The sequence below is a fragment of the Bradyrhizobium sp. AUGA SZCCT0176 genome (assembly GCF_018130145.1).
Taxonomy (GTDB): Bacteria; Pseudomonadota; Alphaproteobacteria; order Rhizobiales; family Xanthobacteraceae; genus Bradyrhizobium.
Map to the genome: position 1 here is coordinate 131,350 of NZ_JAFCMB010000010.1, position 18,555 is coordinate 149,904.

Genomic DNA, 18,555 nt, shown 5'->3' on the forward strand with positions numbered 1-18,555 from the left:
TGGGGAGACCGGACATCATGTTGGACCTTGTTCGCGAGATCATCGGAAGTCAGCCGATACTGACGGCGTTTCTCGCGATCGGGTTGGGCTACCTGGTCGGTCAGATCAGTATCGGGGGATTTTCTCTCGGCGTCGGCGCCGTTCTTTTCGTGGGCCTTGCCATCGGTGCGTTCGCCCCCAAAGCCCAGATCATTGGACCAATCGGGCTGACAGGACTGATCATGTTCCTGTATGGGATCGGGATCCTCTACGGCAGGCAGTTCTTCGAAGGCATGTTCGGCGTCGGGCAGAAGTACAATCTGCTGGCGCTTGTCGGATGCATAGCCAGCTTGATCGTTGCGCTTGGGCTCGGGCACATTTTCGGTATCAAGATCGGACATACGCTCGGCATCTATGCCGGATCAATGACGAGCACCGCCACACTCCAGGCTGCGCTCGACGTTATGAAGAACAAGGATCCGTCGATCGGCTATTCCATTGCCTACCCCTTCGGGGTCATCGGTCCGATCCTGTGCATTTACTTTATGACCCAGATCGTAAAGCCGAAATTTCCGGCCAAGGCGCAGCGGTTCCACATGGGCGAAATTTCAATCGGTGAAAGCCATGCCGGAAAGCGACTCGACGAACTGACGACGGCGCTCGGCGGTGTGCGGGTCACGATGGTTCGAAAGGGCGGACACAACTTCGTTCCTGCAGCCGATACCGTCTTGACCGCGGGCGATGCCATTCTCGTGGTCGCGGAGGAGAATGAAGCAATTGCCAGGGCGGCCGCCACGCTTGGAAAACTGGAGCCCGGCCGCTTGGCCAGCGACCGCGCTGATCTCGACTACATTAGAGTCTTTGTCGGCAAAGCCGGCGTGGTCGGAATACCTCTTGCCGATCTCCCGATGCCGACCGGCTATCCAACCCATTTATTGCATGTCCGTCGTTATGATGCGGACCTCGTGCCGGCGCCGGACCTGATGCTCGAATTCGGCGACCGGATCGGGATACTGATGCCTCCGGACCGCAAGGAGGAGATTCGGCGCTACTTCGGCGACACGGTGAAGGCGGCGGCCGAATTCAGCTACGTCTCGCTCGGGCTCGGAATGGTCATGGGTGTCCTACTTGGGCTCATTCCGATTCCGATTCCTGGAGTAGGCGTGGTGACGCTCGGTATCGGAGGAGGACCGCTGATCGTCGCTCTCATCCTTGGCAAATTGCGGCGCACTGGCCCAATGCTCTGGACCATGCCGCTACCAGCGAACATCGTCTTGCGAAACTTCGGACTTGCGATGTTTCTTGCTACCGTCGGCGTCAACGCAGGGCAGCCCTTTGTTCGAACCGTCGCGGAATCCGGGTTCACAATGCTCTTTATCGGGGTTGCCGTTCTTCTGACGACGGTGTTCATCGTCCTGCTGGTCGGCCACTACGTTCTGAAGATCCCGTACGACGACCTAGTGGGCGTGGCATCCGGGGCGACAGGGAATCCGGCGATTCTCGTCTATTCGACCAAAATGGCGCCCACGGAGCGGCCCGACATCGGCTACGCCATGATCTTTCCTTCCATGACGATAGTGAAGGTAATCGCCACGCAGATTGTGGGCCTCCTCATGGTTGGCAGCAGCGCCGGCTAGGTGACTGATCAGAACCGGGCCCTTGCCATGGTTCATTCATGAACAGGATCTCGCAGATCGACGGTCCTGGTGAAGATCGCTCGCTGGGCAGGCACGGGAGACACGGAATGGCTGATTGGGCATCCCCGCCGCAACCACCGATCTTCAATTTGAATGCGTACAGCCCGGCTGAGATCAAGGAGGCGGTCGAAAAAGTCGGAGTCAAGAAGACGAACCTTCCCTTTCTGGCTTCATTTATGCTGGCGGTAATCGCAGGGGGCAGCATCGGACTAGGCGCGCTTTACTATACCGTCATCGTCAGCGATGCGGGGCTGAGCTTCGCCGCGGCGCGTGTGATGGGCGGAGTGGCGTTTTCGCTCGGGCTCGCCATCGTTCTGGTCGGTGGAGCCGAACTCTTCACGGGAAACAATCTGATCGTGATGGCTTGGGCGAGCGGACATGTGACGACGAAGGAAATGCTGCGCAACTGGGTCGTCGTCTATTTCGGTAATCTGATCGGCGCGCTCGGACTTGTCGTCCTGGTCTTCCTTTCGCATCATCTCGAAATGAATGGAGGCCGCGTCGGCCTGTCGATATTGAATACGGCTGTCGCCAAGATCCAGCCCGACGCCGTGACGTTATTCTTCAAGGGAGTTTTGTGTAACCTGCTCGTTTGCCTGGCGGTGTGGCTTGCGTATGCCGGCCGGTCGGTTACCGACAAGATTGTTGCGCTCCTATTTCCGGTCTCCGCCTTCATCGCCGCTGGGTTCGAGCACTGCGTCGCCAACATGTATTTCCTGCCTTTGGCCTGGTTGATGGCGCGAACAGGCAATGTCCCTCCTGATTTCGACGCGTCAGTCATCACAATGGCGGGCATCATTCACAATCTGGTGCCGGTCACGCTCGGCAACATCGTCGGTGGTGCCGGCCTCGTCGGCGCAATGTATTGGATGATCTATCGGGCAGCCTTCGGCAAGGGCGGCAAGCGCAATGCTACTCATGGCAACGAAGGTTCATGAAGTAGCTGCCAAGAATCGTCTATCGCGTCGGAACGGGTTTGTAGTCGCCGCAATAGACGATGAGCCCGACGATCGCATTTCCCCGAGCGTGATTTTCTGCTCGCGCTTCACTCGGAGATTGCGGCAACTGATTTGCCCACACAGTGCCCACACAGACGATTTTCGAGAGGGGTGATGAGAGGAAGAAAATCGGTCTAAGTTATTGATTTTGCATGGTGAGCGCGGAGGGACTCGAACCCTCGACCCCATGATTAAAAGTCACGTGCTCTACCGCCTGAGCTACGCGCTCACTCGACGCGCTGTGTAGGGGGCGGACCCCTGCGGGTCAATAGCGCCGGCGCCAGAAAATGTTGGGCTGTGCGATCCAAATTCCTGAGGTTCGGCTTGCGGTTAGTCCGGCTTCTTCAAGCGGGCTGCGCCGATGGATTCACCGTCCGTTAATTGGCTTCCCGGCGAATCTCGGATGCCACCGGCTGGGAGGGGCGCGCGACCGTCGGCAGCCGGACCGGGCGGATCCCGATCAGTTCCGCCGTGCGCACCGCGCTGTTGCGCCAGAAGGCGAACGAGTTGGTGCGGGAGTTCTCCAACAGCGCAATCGCGACCGCGGACAGGAACGGCAGGCTTTGCAGCACCAGTACGCCAGCGAACACGTAGATTTCGTGCACCTGCTTGGATCCGTTCGTGACCACCAGCACGGCAGCGCCGATCAGAAGCAGCACGCCGATCACGGCCTCCCAGAACGCCTGGAATTCGATCGACATCCGCGACAGGCCGCCCTTGGAGGTGCGGGCAAAAGCGAGGTGCTCCGTTATCAGGCCCTGGGCGACGGCGCGCGACACGGTCCACTGCACGCTCATCGCCGCGATCATGGCGCCCAGCATCTGGCCGGCCTTGATCTTCACGCGCAGGCGATAGAGCGCGATGAAATGCACCAGCGAGACGACGAAGGAGGCGATGATCGGAAACGTCAGGATCTTGTCGGGAATGGCGATGTCGGCAAACGCCACGATCGGAACCCAGATCAGGTTGAGGATCGCAACCACCACGCCAAGGCTCTCGGCGCCGAGCCAGTTCAGCCAGCCGAGCGAAAATTCCCGGCGTTGATCGGGGCTAAGCCGGCTCGCGCCGGGCAGGAAGCGCCGCCAGTGCTTCTTGACGATCTGGAAGCCGCCGTAAGCCCAGCGGTGGCGCTGCTTCTTGAACGCTTCATAGGTGTCGGGGAGCAGGCCCTCGCCGTAGCGGACGTTGGTGTAATGCGTCAGCCAGCCCTGTTGCTGGATGGTCAGCCCGAGATCGGTGTCCTCGCAGATTGTGTCGCTGGACCAGCCTCCAGCCATATCCATCGCGGAGCGGCGGATCAGGCACATCGTGCCGTGCACGATGATCGCGTTGAACTCGTTGCGCTGGACCATGCCGATGTCGAAGAATCCGGCATACTCGCCGTTCATGATGTAGTGCATCAGCGAGAGGTCGCCGTCGCGGTGCTCCTGCGGCGCCTGCACCAGGCCGACGCGGGGGTCCGCGAAGACAGGGACGAGGTCCTTCAGCCAGTCCGGATGCACGACATAGTCGGCGTCGATGATGCCGATGATTTCGGCGTCCGCCGCGGTGCGCTCCATCGCGATGCGCAGCGCGCCGGCCTTGAAGCCCTGCACCTTCTCGGCGTTGATGAACTTGAAGCGTTCACCGAGCGCACGGCAATGATCCTGGATCGGCTGCCAGAATGCCGGGTCGGGCGTGTTGTTGATGATGCAGACGCATTCGAAGTTCGGATAGTCGAGCCGGGCCACCGCGTCGAGCGTCTGCTTCAGCATCTCGACCGGCTCGAAATAGGCGGGAATGTGGATCGACACCTTCGGGAAGGTGACGTTCTCGCCGATGGTGGCGGGCGCCAGCGGCGCGCTCTTGGTGATCAGCCGGCGCGGGCCGCGGCCGAAGGCGACCGCCGCGATCTCCTCGATCCGCGCCATCGCGATCAGCACCAGCGGCACCAGCAGGATCAGGCCCAAGGTCAGCGCGAAGGCTGAGCCGAATACGAAATAGTGAGTATCCCAATAGGCGAATACGGTGGCAGTCCAGGCGCCGACGCCGTTCGCGGCCGCCGACAGCATGACGGTCTGCATGACCGTCGGCCGGTCGAGGCGCAGGATCGGCAACGACAACAGAATGCCGACCAGCAGCGCGATGAGCGCCAGCTTCCAGTAGTTCACATTCACGATCGGGCCGGTCCATGCGAATTTGGGTTCGCGCGAAGCATCCAGGATGCCCCAATAAGGTCCGACACCGCCTTCGTTGAATTTCCAGGGCTTATCGATCGCCTCGACGATGTTGTAGTCCATGCCGATGGCGTCGGCACGGGTCACGAAATTGCGCAGCACCGACGCCTGCTCGAACGGACCGGGCTCGGCGTTCCGCAGATTGTAGCCTGCGCTCGGCCAGCCGAATTCGGCAATGACGATACGCTTTCCCGGGAACTGGTCGCGCAACAGTTGGTACATGGCGACGGCCTGGTCCACCGCTTGTTTGTCGGTGAAGTTTTCCCAATAGGGAAGGACGTGCGCGCCGATGAAGTCGGCGGAGTTGGCCAACTGCGGATAGTCGCGCCAGATGTTCCAGATCTCGCCTGTCGTCACGGGAACGTTGACGGATTTCTTGATCCGCTGGATCAGCCGTCCCAAACGAATGACGTTGTTTTGCGCCGTCATCCATTTCACCGCTTCGGCCCGCTTGTCTTCAGGCTGCGCTTCCGCTTCCTGAAGCCGCTGGGCTTCCTCGCGAACGATGCGTGCGCCTTCGGAGTCCAGGTCCGCTGGCGACACAAGGTTCTCGATCGGGACTTGCTCGCCCCGGTAGATGGTTTCGTTGCCGACGACGACCCCGATGACGTTGCTGTTTTTCCGCGCGAGATTGATGACCGCCTCGATCTCGCGCTTGTTGCGGTCCTTGTCCTTGTCGATCCAGGCGCCCACCGTAACCTTGAGGCCGAACTCAGCAGCAATTGCCGGCACCAGTTCGTTGCCTTCGGTCGACGCGTACAGGCGAATCGCCCGTGTCAGCGTCGAGAGTTTTTTCATATCGGCGCGAATCTTCTCCGCGTCGCCGTCAACGACGACGTGCTCCGGCTCAAACGGCGTGTAGGAGAGGCTCGGCAGATTGCCCCGGAAATCGGGCGCTGGCCGCTTTTCCTGGAACAGACCCCACAACGCAGCATGAGCTGCGGTCACAAACAGCAGAACGGCGACGACGACGCGCATCGGCGGCTAAACCATACGGGGCCCAAATGAGGGGAAAGCGAACCCGTCCCCTAGGTTCGACCGACAACGCGGCTTCATGAGGATAATCCTGCCGCACAATTTAACAACTGGTATGACGCCATGGCGTTTTAAGGGCGCGGACGATTCAAACGCTGAAAAATTTGAATCGTTCCCGGCAGTTACGGCCGGTTACTTCGCCGGCGTCGGGCTGGCGCTGGGGGCCGGCGAGGGCGCTGCCGCTGGCGTGGGAGCTGCGTTGCCGGCGGTCGGGGGTGTGGCCGGGCTGGCCGCCACCGCAGCCTGCGGTTGGGCCGCCGGATTGATCCAGCAGGCGTGAACCCGGTCGTCGAGGCTCCTTGGCACCTTGTCATCGATCTGTCCCCCGAAGCGGGTCAGGCAGCGGAACGTCGCCTGGACATGGCCGCCGGGGCAACCGAACCGGTCATAGAGGTCCAGATGCCGGAATGCCGTATCAAGGTCGTCGCGCCACATCAGGCGGACTACGCGCCGGCCGAGCCAGACGCATTCCGGGTTCCCGCCGGGGCCGTTGATGACCTGCGAAGCCTCACCGAATTCATCGGTTTTCCGCTGATTATCCTTGGTCGGGTCGGCCGGATTGGCCGCCGGGGGCTTGCCGGACTGGTCCGGGGCGGGGGTGCCGCTCTGGGCGAAAACCCCGCCTGTGCCGAGCAGGAGGGCAAGGCCTGCAACGGCGAGATGGCGCAAAACCGCATTCTTGAGATCAGGCCCACTGCGACGCATACATTCCCCGACTTGTTTCATGGCCACTGAATTCCCAAAAAGGCAATTCCCGCGGCCCGTGATGGCTTGGCTAGTTGCCGTCCAAATAGGTCTCCAATGCGGCGGAGACACTGCCGGATTCCCATGACCGTTATTTCGGTTTTTGTCCAGCAAACTCACAACTTTATCGTGGCGTGGTAAAATCGCCGCAGGAAGGTCGGCGGGAAGACTTGGATCGAGAGGACTTGGATGAAGTCTTAGGTGAAGACTTTAGGGGGAGACTTGGGTCAGGTCTTTGGATTAGGTCTATCCTGGACTTGGCAGAACGCCGGTGACCGGCTAATCGACGGTCCCCGCCCGGAGGATGGAACCGATTTCTCTTCGTACGCCGCTGGCGCTTCTCCTGACATCGCTAGGTATGATCGCAGCTTTGTGGTGGTGGTTGGCCACCCCGATCACGCTTGTGCGCGCCCCGATCGATCCCTACGCCAAATTGCAATGCGTTTCCTACGCGCCGTTCCGCGACGGGCAGACGCCGCTGATTCCGACCACGCATATCAGTGCGGAACAGATTGCGCAGGATCTGGCGCAACTCGCCAAGATCACCGACTGCGTGCGCACCTATTCGATCGAGAACGGCCTCGACCAGGTTCCGGCACTCGCCGCCAAGGTCGGGCTCAAGGTCATGCAGGGCGTCTGGCTCAGCAGCAACCGGATCAAGAACCTTTCGCAGATCGCGATCGCGGTCGGCCTGACCAAGCAATATCCAGGCGTCATCACCGCTCTGGTGATCGGCAACGAGGTGCTGCTGCGCGGCGAGATGACGACGTCGGATCTGGCGGCCTACATCCGCGGGGTCAGGCCGCAGGTCACCGTTCCCGTCACCTATGCCGATGTCTGGGAATTCTGGCTGCGCAACCGTGAGATCTACGACGCGGTCGACTTCGTCACGATTCATATCCTGCCGTACTGGGAAGACATTCCGGTGCGCGCGAAGTTTGCCGCCTCCCATGTCGATTCGATCCGCAAGCGGATGGCGGTCGCCTTTCCGGGCAAGGAAATCCTGATCGGCGAGACCGGCTGGCCCAGCGCCGGGCGGATGCGCGAGGGCGCGCTGCCGTCGCGCACCAACCAGGCGCGGGTGGTTTCCGAAATTCTCGATCTCGCCAAGCGCGAAGGATTTCGCGTCAATCTGATCGAGGCCTACGACCAGCCTTGGAAGCGCCAGCTCGAGGGCACCGTCGGCGGCTATTGGGGCCTGATCGACGCGGCGCAGCGGGCGGTGAAATATCCGCCAGGCGAGGCCATCAGCAATTTTCCGTTCTGGAAGCTGCAGATGGGATGCGGCATGGCGCTGAGCTTTTTCGTGTTTTTCGCGGGCTGGCTGACGTTGCGGCGGCGACCCTGGCAGCCGCGGCTGGCCGCCTGGCTTGTGGTCGGCACCTCAGCGACGATCTCCGGCATGCTGCTCGGCGTCGCCGCCGACAAGATGTTCTACGAGAGCTACGGGACCGGCGGCTGGCTGCAATGGGGGGCGCTGCTCGCGGCCGCGATCGCTTCACCGATGCTGTGCGCCAACGCTGCGATGTCGGGACGGCCGCTGCCGACCTTCCTCGAATTGCTCGGTCCGCGCGACGGCCGGACCGGATCGGTGCTGTCGGTGCTGCTCGGCCTGACGCTGGTTGTCGCCACGCTGATCGGCGCGGCGACCGCGCTCGGTTTTGCGTTCGATCCGCGTTATCGCGACTTTCCGTTCGCGTCGCTGACCATGGCCGTGGTGCCGTTCGCCGCCTTGATGCTGGTCAACCGGCCGAAAGAGGGCACTCGCCCGATCGCCGAATCGGCCTTTGCCGGACTGCTCGCGGTGGCCACGCTCTATATCGGCTTCAACGAAGGCCCGCAGAACTGGCAGGCGATGTGGACCTGCGCGATCTACTTCCTGCTCGCGCTTACGCTGTGGCGGGCGCGGGCCGTGCAAATCCCAAAATAAGCAGCCCGATCGCGATCCCCGACAGCGCGACGTTATAGAGCACGATCCCGAGCCCGGCTGCGATCAGGCCGCCGGTCAAAAGCACGATCGACGGCCGCATCACGTGAAGCACCGCGATGATCAGGGCGACGATGCCGAACACCGAATTCTTGAACAGGGTGGTGGCGAGCGTACGGGCCTTGCAGATCATCGTCTGCAGGCCGGCGTCGCACGCCAGCGCGACGGTGGAGAACTCGACCGCAAGATAGCGCAGATACAGCGCGTAGCCGACGGTGACGAAGCCGACCACCAACAGGAACTGCACCTGATAGGGCGTCAGCCGGAACGGAATTTTTTTCACAGCGGCATTTTCTCGAGCGTGGATGGATGGCGGGGCGAATATGGTCGGGAATGGCCGCCGGGACAAGTCACTGCAGAACATTAAGGAGTGTCACAAGCAGATCAGAGTCTGACCGCAACCCATTGTATTACAATGAAATATCTATTGGCCTCTCTTGCCGAACCAGGACGAGACCGCCGATGTCGATGTTTCCGGTCGCTTTGGCGGCTCCTCCGCGACGACGGCCGCTCGTTTCGCCACCGCACCCCGCCGGCGCGGCGAAGGTTTTGCGCCCGGTGCAGGCGCGGGGTTGTCACCGGTCAGCGACAGCCGTTGGCCGTCGAAGATCGCCGTCTCGCAGTTCCGCTTGTTTTCGGTCAGGACGGCGCAGATCCGGGCGGCAGCTCCGGCGTCGTTGATGGGACCGGCCACCAGCCGAAGCTGCATGCCGAGCCCGTTGGTGCTTTCCTTGATCACGATGATCGGGCGGAGCGCGGCGAGCGGCGCGTTCGATCTTGATTTCAACAGCCCGCGCCACAGCGCGCGCAGGCCGGGGACCGAATTGGCGGTGCCGAGATCGACCCCGAATTGGGTCCGTTGGACCGGGACCTTCGGGGCGGTTTCCTCGTCCGCCTCGGCGTCCGTGGCCGGCGCGGCCGCCATCACTTCCGGGATCGGGCTCGCTGTCACCGGACTCAGGGGTCTGGTGGGTTCGATCAGTTTGGTGGCGGACGGATCGGGCGGCGCCATGAAGGATTGTGAGGCGACCAGCGGCGTAGCCGGCGTCGCAGCGTCGGCCTTCGCAACTTCGATCTTCACGGTATCGATTTTCGCAGTATCGGACTTTACCGCTTCAGGCTTTAGCGGTTCAGGCTTAACCGCCTCAGCTTTGGCCAATTCAGGTTTGGCGGCTTCAGACCTTATCGGATCGGTCTTCTTTGCTTCGATCTTCGGCAACTCGGGCTTGATGGTTTCCTTGGCGGTCTCCTTGCCAATGTCTTTGGCCGAATCCTTGGCAACGGATGAAACCGCCGCCGGACCCGGTTCGGCTGGGCCTGGATTGGCAACGGGTTTGTCAGGTATTGCCGCCGCCGTCTGCGTCGCCACCGGCGCGACGGTGGGGGCGGGAGTTTGCGCGGCTTGGGCTTGGGGCTCGGCAGGCGAAGGCGCTGCCGGGGCCGGCGATGTCGCGGCGGAATTCTGGCGGGCGATGGACCCGGTCACGGAGTCCAGCCCGCGTTCCAGGCCGGTGACGCGGGTGTAGAGCCGGTCGCGATCGCTGTTGAGCGTATCGATGGCCGCGGCGAGCCGTCGCGCCTCGCGTTCCGTTTGATTGGCAACATTCTGGATCTGCTGCGCTCGCTGGCCGAGATCGGCCGCGGCCATCTGGTCGCGCTTCCATCCAAACTGGGTCTGGTTGGCCATCACGGCGACGACGACCGCGGCCACCGCACCGACACCCCACGATCCGAGCCGCCACAGCGCGCGGCGGTCGAGATCCTCTTCCTCGGCCAGCAAACCGCTCAGCACGCCGCCGGTATTGTCCGTCTCGAGGCCGCCAGCGCGATGGTCGGAATTCTTGGCCAAACGTCTTTGGCCCTCCCGAGGCCCGCCGAATCACAGGTCAAACATTAACAGGAATTCTGCCATGATCTTGAATCCGGAACTTTGCGGGACGGCGAATCGGGTTTCCACTCACAGCGAAAACACCTAAAGACGGCGCCGGCGCATTTTTTGATATTTGAGGACTTCGCATGACTGCTCGATCCAGCCTGACGGTGGTGCTCGCGGCCGGCGAGGGGACGCGGATGCGGTCCTCGCTGCCGAAAGTGCTGCACCCGGTGGCCGGCCAGTCGCTGCTGGCGCATGTGCTGGATGCCGCCCCGAAGGGCGCGGGCGCCTCGCTCGCCGTCGTGATCGGCCCCGATCACAAGGCGGTCGCCGACGAGGTTGCGCGGATACGCCCCGATGCCGCGACCTTCATCCAGCGCGAACGCCTCGGCACCGCGCATGCGGTGCTGGCGGCCCGAGAGGCGCTGGCGCGCGGCGCCGACGACCTGATCGTCGCCTTCGGCGATACGCCTTTGATATCGGCCGAGACGTTTGCGCGAATGCGCGCGCCGCTGGAGAAGGGCGCAGCCCTCACCGTGCTCGGTTTTCACGCCGCCGACCCCACCGGTTACGGTCGCTTGCTGATCGAAGGCGATCACCTGGTGGCGATCCGCGAGCATGCGGATGCCAGCGCCGAGGAGCGCAAGGTCACGCTGTGCAATGCCGGGGTGATGGCGTTCGACGGCAAGAAGGCGCTCTCGATCCTCGATCGGATCGGCAACGCCAACAGCAAGGGCGAGTATTACCTGGTCGATGCCGTCACACTCATCAGGGACATGGGATTGGAGGCCGTCGTGATTGAAACCAGCGAGGATGAAGTGCGCGGAATCAACACCAAGGCGCAGCTTGCCGAAGCCGAAGCTGTCATGCAGGCGCGGCTGCGCAAGGCAGCGCTCGACGCCGGCGTGACGTTGATCGCGCCGGAAACCGTGCATCTCGCCGCCGACACCACCTTCGGCAACGACGTCACCATCGAGCCGTTCGTGGTGATCGGCCCCGGTGTCACCATCGCCGACGGCGCGGTGATCCATTCGTTCTCGCACATCGTGCAGGCCTCGATCGGCAAGAAGGCGTCGGTCGGCCCGTATGCGCGGCTGCGGCCCGGCACCTCGCTCGGCGACGGCGCGCGGGTCGGAAATTTCGTCGAGACCAAGGCCGCTCACCTGGAAGCCGGCGTCAAGGTCAACCATCTCTCCTACATCGGCGACGCCCATGTCGGCGCCAATTCCAACATCGGCGCCGGCACCATCACATGCAACTATGACGGCTTTTTCAAGCACAAGACCACGATCGGCGAGGGCGCTTTCATCGGCACCAATTCGTCGCTGGTGGCACCGGTGAAAATCGGCAAGGGCGCCTATATCGGCTCGGGCTCCGTCATCACCAAGGACGTGCCCGACGATGCGCTTGCCGTCGAGCGCAGCCCGCAGAACAACCGCGACGGCGGCGCGGCGCGCTACCGCGAGATGAAGCTGCGGGCGAAGGCGAAGAAGGAAAGTTGAGCGCGAGGCGACGAGCTCTTTCCACTTGTCGTCCCGGCCTTGAGCCGGGACCCATACCGCGTGATCTCTCGATGAAACTTCGGTAGCAGAGAGCCTTCGCAAAACTACTCCCTGTGGTTATGGGCCCCCGATGCGCAATTGCGCATCTGAGCTCAAGCCCGGGACGACGGCGGTGTTTGTAGTTGCGCCATCACCCAAACGTAAGTTCGCATTCTCGCGACGCGTTGCGCCCGAGCTTTGTCTAGAAATTCTCCGCCCTCTCGATTCAGAGGGCGCAGGGAAGACCGGGTGCGCGCTGCACCCGCGGTCTCGCGTGCGGTTTGCACAAAACAAAGTGCACACGAGCATACAGGGCAGCGGAGAACACCCGGCCTTCCCTGCGCAATGGCTTTACGGCTTATGCCGTGATCTCCCCGGAGACGAGTTCTTGGTTGACTCCGTCGCTGCCGGTTCAGCTTGCGCTTCTCCGACAGCTTGACGCCTGCAACGGGCGCCAGGACCACACGGTTTTGCCGTACGCCCGTCCGCGCCGTCGTCTCAGCGCAAACCAGCGTCCATCGCAACCCGTCCAACGTCCGTGACGACGGCCGACGCCCTTCTGACCAGGACGGGATGGGCATAGATGTGCCCCTGATTTGGGTCGAAGGAAAGGAGAATATTTTTGATTTGCAGAAATTTATGACTTGACATCATTTCTGATAATCGCAACTGATTTGCCCGTCGGGTTGTTTTGTCGCACCTTTACCGCCCGGCGATATCGCTCGACGGACATAACGCTACCATGTCGTGCGGTCCCCTTCGGCAGATGCCCGCAAAAGTTGCAGCCAATTGTTGCGCCCCTGTCACACCACCGGCAAATCGACCGGACACGCGAGGAAACCCGGGGGCGCGTTATCCGGCGCTGCTACAGTTCGATTCTAACTGTTTTTCTTTTCGGTACGGCTGCGCCAGTCCTGTCGACCGCAGGCGTTTAGCTAGGAAATTTGAAATGCGCTTCCTGGGGTTCGTTGGGCGGTCGGACGGACCCCAATTCGCTGAATGCACGACGCTCTCTCCCCCGCGCCGCCGCTCCACGCTGCTGGCCGGCACGGCGTTTACCGGCGCGTTCGTCGCCGCCATCGTGGCTTATCCCCAGGGCGCGCTGGCGGCCTGCCTCGGCGAGAGCACGGCCAGCGTGACCTGCGATGCCGGTAACCAGGCGACCGCCGGCGCGCTCACTACGACCTTTAACGGCACTACCATCGTCGACAACAATGCGGGCGGCAAGATCGACGCTGGGGGTGCGTTCGCGAACGTCACGGCGGCGGGCAGTCTGACCTTCAACAACAACGACACGACGTTTGGCATCACCAACATTGCCGGCTCCGGTGTCACGCTCCTCAACAACTTCGGCGCCGTTACCTATATCGGAAATGCCGCTGTCACCGGGGCAGCCGATGCGATCACGGCAAGTTCGGCCAGCGCAGGAAATGTGACGGTCACCAGCAACGCGACGGCGCTCGGCACCAGTAATTCAGGCATCTCGGCTAACAAGACGGCAGGTAGCGGCGATATCCTGGTCAATGGCAGCGGCGCTGCGACCGGCGCGGATTTTGGCATCGTCGTCGGGCATAGCGGCACCAGCGGCGGCATCACGATCAGCGGGAGTGGCGGCGCCACCGGCACGGCCATTGCCGGAATCGGTGTCAGCATCTTCACGGCGACGAACGCGTCCAGCATCCTGATCGACCGTTCCGGGACCGTCACCGGCGCCTCGGGCATCAGCGCCAGCCACGCCGGCACCGGCAACATTACCGTCACCGGCGGCAGCCTCGTTTCCAGCACGGCCGGCACCGGCATCGAAGCGAAGCAGCTCAACAACGTCGCCGGCACCAACGGCTCCGTCACGGTGGGCGGGTCTGGCGACGTCAACGCCGTCGGCGGTTTCGGTATCACCGCGGAGGTCATCGGTACCCTCAATTCCGGCAGCGTCACGGTCAACCGCACCGGCAACGTGACGGCCACAAACGTCGGCATCATCGCCTCCGCGAGCGGCGGCGGCGACGTTACGGTGAGCGGTGTCGGCAACGTCAACTCCACCGGCGGCTCCGGCATTTTCGCAAGCGCCACAGGCGGCAATGGCAATGTGCTGGTCGCGCCTGCAGGCACCGTTACCGGCACCACGTTCGGCATATTCGCGTCGTCGTCCGGCACGGGAACGTTGACCTTAACCGTCGCGAACAATGTGACGGCGACGGTGGGCAACGGCATCAGCAACGCTACGGCTGCCGGACTCAATACCGTGAACGTCACCGCCGGGACGATCCAGGGGGCCCAGTACGGCATTCTTGCCACTTCGGGAACGGGCAACATCAACATCACGATTGGCGCCGGCGCGGCTGTGGTAGGCACGGTGGTCAGAGGCGTGTCTCTCACCGGTGGCACCGCCAACACGGTCGTCAACAATGGCACGATTACCGGTGGTCTCGGTCTTGTCACCACCGGAGGATCGACCGCGGTCACCAATACCGGCAGCATCACCGGCACCAACGGTACCGCCGTTGTCCTGGGCGGCGCCAACAATTCGTTCCTGATGAGCGGCGCGGGCGCCTCGCTGACCGGCAATGCGATCGGAGGCGGTACGGGCACGTTCCGCTTCGGCGGCAATGCCGACAACAGCTTCAATGTGAGCAAGATCCTCGGCGGCTGGACCTTGCTCGATAAAACCGGCACCTCGAACTGGACGCTGACCGGCACTAGTTCCTACGCGGGCGCGGTCACCGTCAACGGCGGCACGATGAGCGTCAATGGCAACATGTCGTCGGCGTCGACCTTCACGGTGAATGCCGGCGGCACGCTCGGCGGCAGCGGGATTGTCGGCGACACCATCGTCAACGCCGGCGGCACGCTGGCGCCGGGCAATTCGATCGGCACGCTCTCGGTCAGTGGCAGCCTGACGATGGCGGCGGCCTCGACCTATCTGGTGCAGATTTCGGGGACGGACAGCGACAAGACCAACGTGACGGGGACCGCCACGCTGGCGGGCAAGGTCACGGTCGATCCGCTGACGCGCGTCGCCACGACGACGACCTACAAGATTTTGACGGCGGGCACCGTCAGCGGCACGTTCAGCTCCGCAGGCTTTCTCGCCGCCAACAGTTTTGCGACCAACGCGCGGCTGAGCTATGTCGGCAATGACGTCCTGCTCACCGTCGATCCCGGCCTGCTGTCGCCGAACCTGCCGGCCGGTGCCACCATCAACCAGAAGAACGTCGCGGGTGCCATCGACAACGCGCTCAATGCCGGCGCGACCATGCCGGCGGGCTTCAACGCGTTGTTCGCGCTGGCCGGAACCGGTCTCGGCAATGCGCTGACGCAGGTCTCGGGTGAAACCGCTACCGGTTCGCAGCACACCACGTTCAACGCCATGAACCTGTTCCTGGGCTTGATCACCGATCCGTTCATTGCCGGGCGTGGCGATCCGATCAGCGGTGGTGGCAATCCGAATGCGTATGCGGAGGAGGGGAGCCTCGCCTACGCTGCCAAGCGCAAGCCCGCCGACGCGCTGGCCGCGATCTACACCAAGGCGCCGCCGGTTTCCCCGGTGTTCGAGCAGCGCTGGAGCGTCTGGGCCGCAGGCTTTGGCGGGTCGCAGACGACAAGCGGCAATACAATCGTCGGATCGAACGACACCCGCAGCAGCCTCGCGGCCGGTGCGGTCGGTGCCGACTATCGTATCTCGCCGAACACGCTGGCCGGTTTTGCGCTCGCCGGTGGCGGCACCAATTTCAGCGTCAACGGATTTGGCTCGGGCCGTTCCGACCTGTTCCAGGCCGGTGCGTTTATCCGGCACACTATCGGTCCGGCCTATATCACCGGCGCGCTGGCCTATGGCTGGCAGGACGTCACCACCGATCGCACGGTGACGGTCGCCGGCATCGACCAGCTGCGCGCGCAGTTCAACGCCAATGCGTGGTCGGGCCGCGTCGAGGGCGGCTATCGTTTTGTCAGCCACGGCTTTGGCTGGACGCCGTACGCTGCCGGACAGTTCACGACATTCGAATTGCCCGCCTACGCCGAGCAGGCGATCGTCGGCGCCAACACCTTTGCGCTCGCCTACAACGCCAAGAGCGTCACCAGCACCCGCAGCGAACTCGGCCTGCGCACCGACAAATCATTCGCAATGCCGAACGGCATCTTCACGCTGCGCGGCCGCGCCGCGTGGGCGCATGACTACAATCCGGACCGCTCGATCGGCGCCACGTTCCAGACGCTGCCGGGCGCATCCTTCGTCGTCAACGGTGCGCGGCAGGCCGCTGATGCGGCGCTGGTGACCGGTTCCGCCGAGATGAAGTGGCTCAACGGCTGGTCGATCGCCGGCACCTTCGAGGGCGAGTTCTCCAACGTGACCGAGAGCTATGCCGGCAAGGGCGTGGTTCGCTACGCCTGGTAAGGCGGGCTGAGAGGACGCATTGCCCTCCGCGGCGCGTTCGCCTAAGTCCATCGGACGCCGTTTACCAATGGCAAACGTTAAGCTTTCCGCTTAAGACTGTCTCAATCCGCAATAATTATTGAGTAGGTAGGCGGCGGCGTTTCCCGTTAAGGGAACGTGGCGTTGCTTCGGCAAATTTTCGACGATTTGGGGATATTAAACCGCATGTGCGGCATTGTCGGCATTCTCGGACGCGCTCCGGTCGCGGAGCAGTTGGTGGATTCGCTCAAACGCCTGGAATATCGCGGCTATGATTCGGCCGGCGTCGCCACGCTGGAAGGCGACCATCTGGCGCGGCGCCGCGCCGAGGGCAAACTCAAAAACCTCGAAAAGCGGCTGGAGGCCGAACCGCTCGCCGGCCATACCGGGATCGGGCATACCCGTTGGGCCACCCATGGCCGGCCGACCGAGAACAACGCGCATCCGCATGCGACCGAACGCGTCGCCGTGGTCCATAACGGCATCATCGAGAATTTTCGCGAGTTGCGCGAGGCGCTGGAGAAAAAGGGCGCGGTCTTCAAGACCGAAACCGATACCGAGATCGTGCTGCATCTGGTCGACAATCTGCTCGCCCAGGGCATAGGTCCCGTGGAAGCGGTGAAGGCGGCGCTGTCGCAGCTGCGCGGCGCGTTCGCGCTCGGCTTCATCTTCGCCGGCGACAATGATTTGATGATCGGCGCCCGCAACGGCCCGCCGCTGGCGATCGGTCACGGCGACGGCGAAATGTATCTGGGATCGGACGCGATTGCGCTCGGTCCCCTGACCAATACCGTCAGCTATCTCGAGGACGGCGACTGGGTGGTGCTGACGCGCAAGGGCGCCACCATCTACGACAAGGACAATGCGATCGTTCATCGCGACGCGATCAGGCACACGGCGTCGAGTTCACTGGTCGACAAGGCGAACTACCGCCACTTCATGGCCAAGGAAATCCACGAACAGCCCGAAGTGGTCGGCCATACGCTGGCGCGCTACGTCGACATGGCGACCGACCGCGTGATGCTGCCGGTGACGCTGCCGTTCGATTTCAGGGGTGTTCAGCGCATCGCGATCGTCGCCTGCGGCACCGCGAGCTATGCCGGCCATATCGCCAAATACTGGTTCGAGCGGCTCGCCCGCGTGCCGGTCGAGGTCGATGTCGCCTCGGAATTCCGCTACCGCGAGGCGCCGCTGCGCAAGGGCGATCTGGCGATCTTCATCTCGCAGTCCGGCGAGACCGCCGACACGCTGGCGGCGTTGCGCTATGCCAAGTCGCAAGGCGTCCACACGCTCTCCGTGGTCAACGTGCCGACCTCGACGATCGCGCGCGAGAGCGAGACGGTGCTGCAGACGCTGGCGGGGCCCGAGATCGGCGTCGCCTCGACCAAGGCGTTCACCTGCCAGCTGATGGTGCTGGCCGCGCTGGCTGTTGCCGCCGGCAAGGCGCGCGGCGAATTGTCCGACGAGGATGAGATCAAGCTGGTCCATGGCCTCGTCGAAATTCCCCGCCTGATGGCCGCGGCGCTGACGACCGAGCCGCAGATCGAAAAGCTGGCGCGCGACATCGCCAAATGCCGCGACGTGCTCTATCTCGGCCGCGGCACCAGCTATCCCCTGGCGCTGGAAGGCGCGCTGAAGCTGAAGGAAATCTCTTACATCCACGCCGAGGGCTATGCCGCCGGCGAGCTCAAGCACGGCCCGATCGCGCTGATCGACGAGAACATGCCTGTCGTGGTGATCGCGCCGCATGACCGGGTGTTCGAAAAGACCGTCTCCAACATGCAGGAGGTCGCCGCCCGCGGCGGCAACATCATCCTGATGACCGACGCCAAGGGGGCGGCGGAGGCGACCATCGAATCCCTGGTCACCATCGTGCTGCCTGACATGGCTGCGACCTTTACGCCCATGGTCTATGCCGTTCCGGTGCAGCTTTTGGCCTATCATACCGCCGTGGTGATGGGCACCGACGTCGATCAGCCGCGAAATCTGGCCAAATCGGTCACGGTCGAATAGCCGCAGGGGCGGGCTTGCCGGCATCTCGGGCCTTCAAAAACCTGCTAGGATGGCTTAGCTG

Annotated in this window: 10 protein-coding genes and 1 tRNA gene; 6 read left to right on the forward strand and 5 right to left on the reverse strand. The window is 63.0% G+C overall.

Annotated elements, in window-relative coordinates; translation table 11 throughout:
• Positions 1–17 precede the first annotated feature (17 nt).
• Positions 18–1,616, forward strand: coding sequence for an aspartate:alanine exchanger family transporter (locus JQ600_RS23335; protein ID WP_212390613.1), 1,599 nt, complete (start codon positions 18–20; stop codon positions 1,614–1,616).
• 107 nt (positions 1,617–1,723) lie between these two features.
• Positions 1,724–2,614, forward strand: a complete 891-nt coding sequence (locus JQ600_RS23340) for a formate/nitrite transporter family protein (protein ID WP_212390614.1) — start codon at positions 1,724–1,726, stop codon at positions 2,612–2,614.
• Positions 2,615–2,827: 213 nt separating this feature from the next.
• Here the strand turns inward: JQ600_RS23340 and JQ600_RS23345 are convergent.
• The 3 genes from JQ600_RS23345 to JQ600_RS23355 all read right to left on the reverse strand — a co-directional run bounded on the left by JQ600_RS23345 (position 2,828) and on the right by JQ600_RS23355 (position 6,630).
• Positions 2,828–2,903: transfer RNA gene (locus JQ600_RS23345), tRNA-Lys, on the reverse strand.
• A 148-nt stretch (positions 2,904–3,051) separates the two neighbouring features.
• Entirely contained in the window at positions 3,052–5,868 is a 2,817-nt protein-coding gene (locus JQ600_RS23350) for a glycosyltransferase (protein ID WP_212262872.1), read from the reverse strand.
• A gap of 189 nt (positions 5,869–6,057) precedes the next feature.
• Positions 6,058–6,630, reverse strand: coding sequence for a beta-1-3, beta-1-6-glucan biosynthesis protein (locus tag JQ600_RS23355; RefSeq protein ID WP_212262873.1), 573 nt, complete (start codon positions 6,628–6,630; stop codon positions 6,058–6,060).
• 343 nt (positions 6,631–6,973) lie between these two features.
• Here JQ600_RS23355 and JQ600_RS23360 point away from each other — a divergent pair, with 343 nt between their 5' ends.
• Positions 6,974–8,599, forward strand: a complete 1,626-nt coding sequence (locus JQ600_RS23360) for a beta-(1-6) glucans synthase (protein ID WP_212490113.1) — start codon at positions 6,974–6,976, stop codon at positions 8,597–8,599.
• Here JQ600_RS23360 and JQ600_RS23365 read toward each other — a convergent pair.
• Together JQ600_RS23365 and JQ600_RS23370 are read right to left on the reverse strand one after the other, a co-directional pair.
• Positions 8,559–8,939: a hypothetical protein gene (locus tag JQ600_RS23365; protein WP_212262875.1), complete on the reverse strand. Its 381-nt coding sequence runs from the start codon at positions 8,937–8,939 to the stop codon at positions 8,559–8,561. The two genes, JQ600_RS23360 and JQ600_RS23365, sit on opposite strands and share 41 nt — an antisense overlap.
• 141 nt (positions 8,940–9,080) lie before the next feature.
• Positions 9,081–10,505: a hypothetical protein gene (locus tag JQ600_RS23370; protein ID WP_212390616.1), complete on the reverse strand. Its 1,425-nt coding sequence runs from the start codon at positions 10,503–10,505 to the stop codon at positions 9,081–9,083.
• Positions 10,506–10,672: 167 nt separating this feature from the next.
• Here JQ600_RS23370 and glmU point away from each other — a divergent pair, with 167 nt between their 5' ends.
• The 3 genes from glmU to glmS all read left to right on the forward strand — a co-directional run bounded on the left by glmU (position 10,673) and on the right by glmS (position 18,494).
• Positions 10,673–12,031: a bifunctional UDP-N-acetylglucosamine diphosphorylase/glucosamine-1-phosphate N-acetyltransferase GlmU gene (glmU, locus tag JQ600_RS23375; RefSeq protein WP_212390617.1), complete on the forward strand. Its 1,359-nt coding sequence runs from the start codon at positions 10,673–10,675 to the stop codon at positions 12,029–12,031.
• 988 nt (positions 12,032–13,019) lie between these two features.
• On the forward strand, positions 13,020–16,463 hold the full coding sequence (locus JQ600_RS23380; protein WP_212490114.1) for an autotransporter domain-containing protein: 3,444 nt from the start codon (positions 13,020–13,022) through the stop codon (positions 16,461–16,463).
• 204 nt (positions 16,464–16,667) lie between these two features.
• Positions 16,668–18,494 carry a glutamine--fructose-6-phosphate transaminase (isomerizing) gene (glmS, locus tag JQ600_RS23385; RefSeq protein ID WP_212390746.1) on the forward strand — a complete coding sequence of 609 codons (1,827 nt, stop codon included), beginning with the start codon at positions 16,668–16,670 and terminating at the stop codon, positions 18,492–18,494.
• Positions 18,495–18,555: the final 61 nt, after the last annotated feature.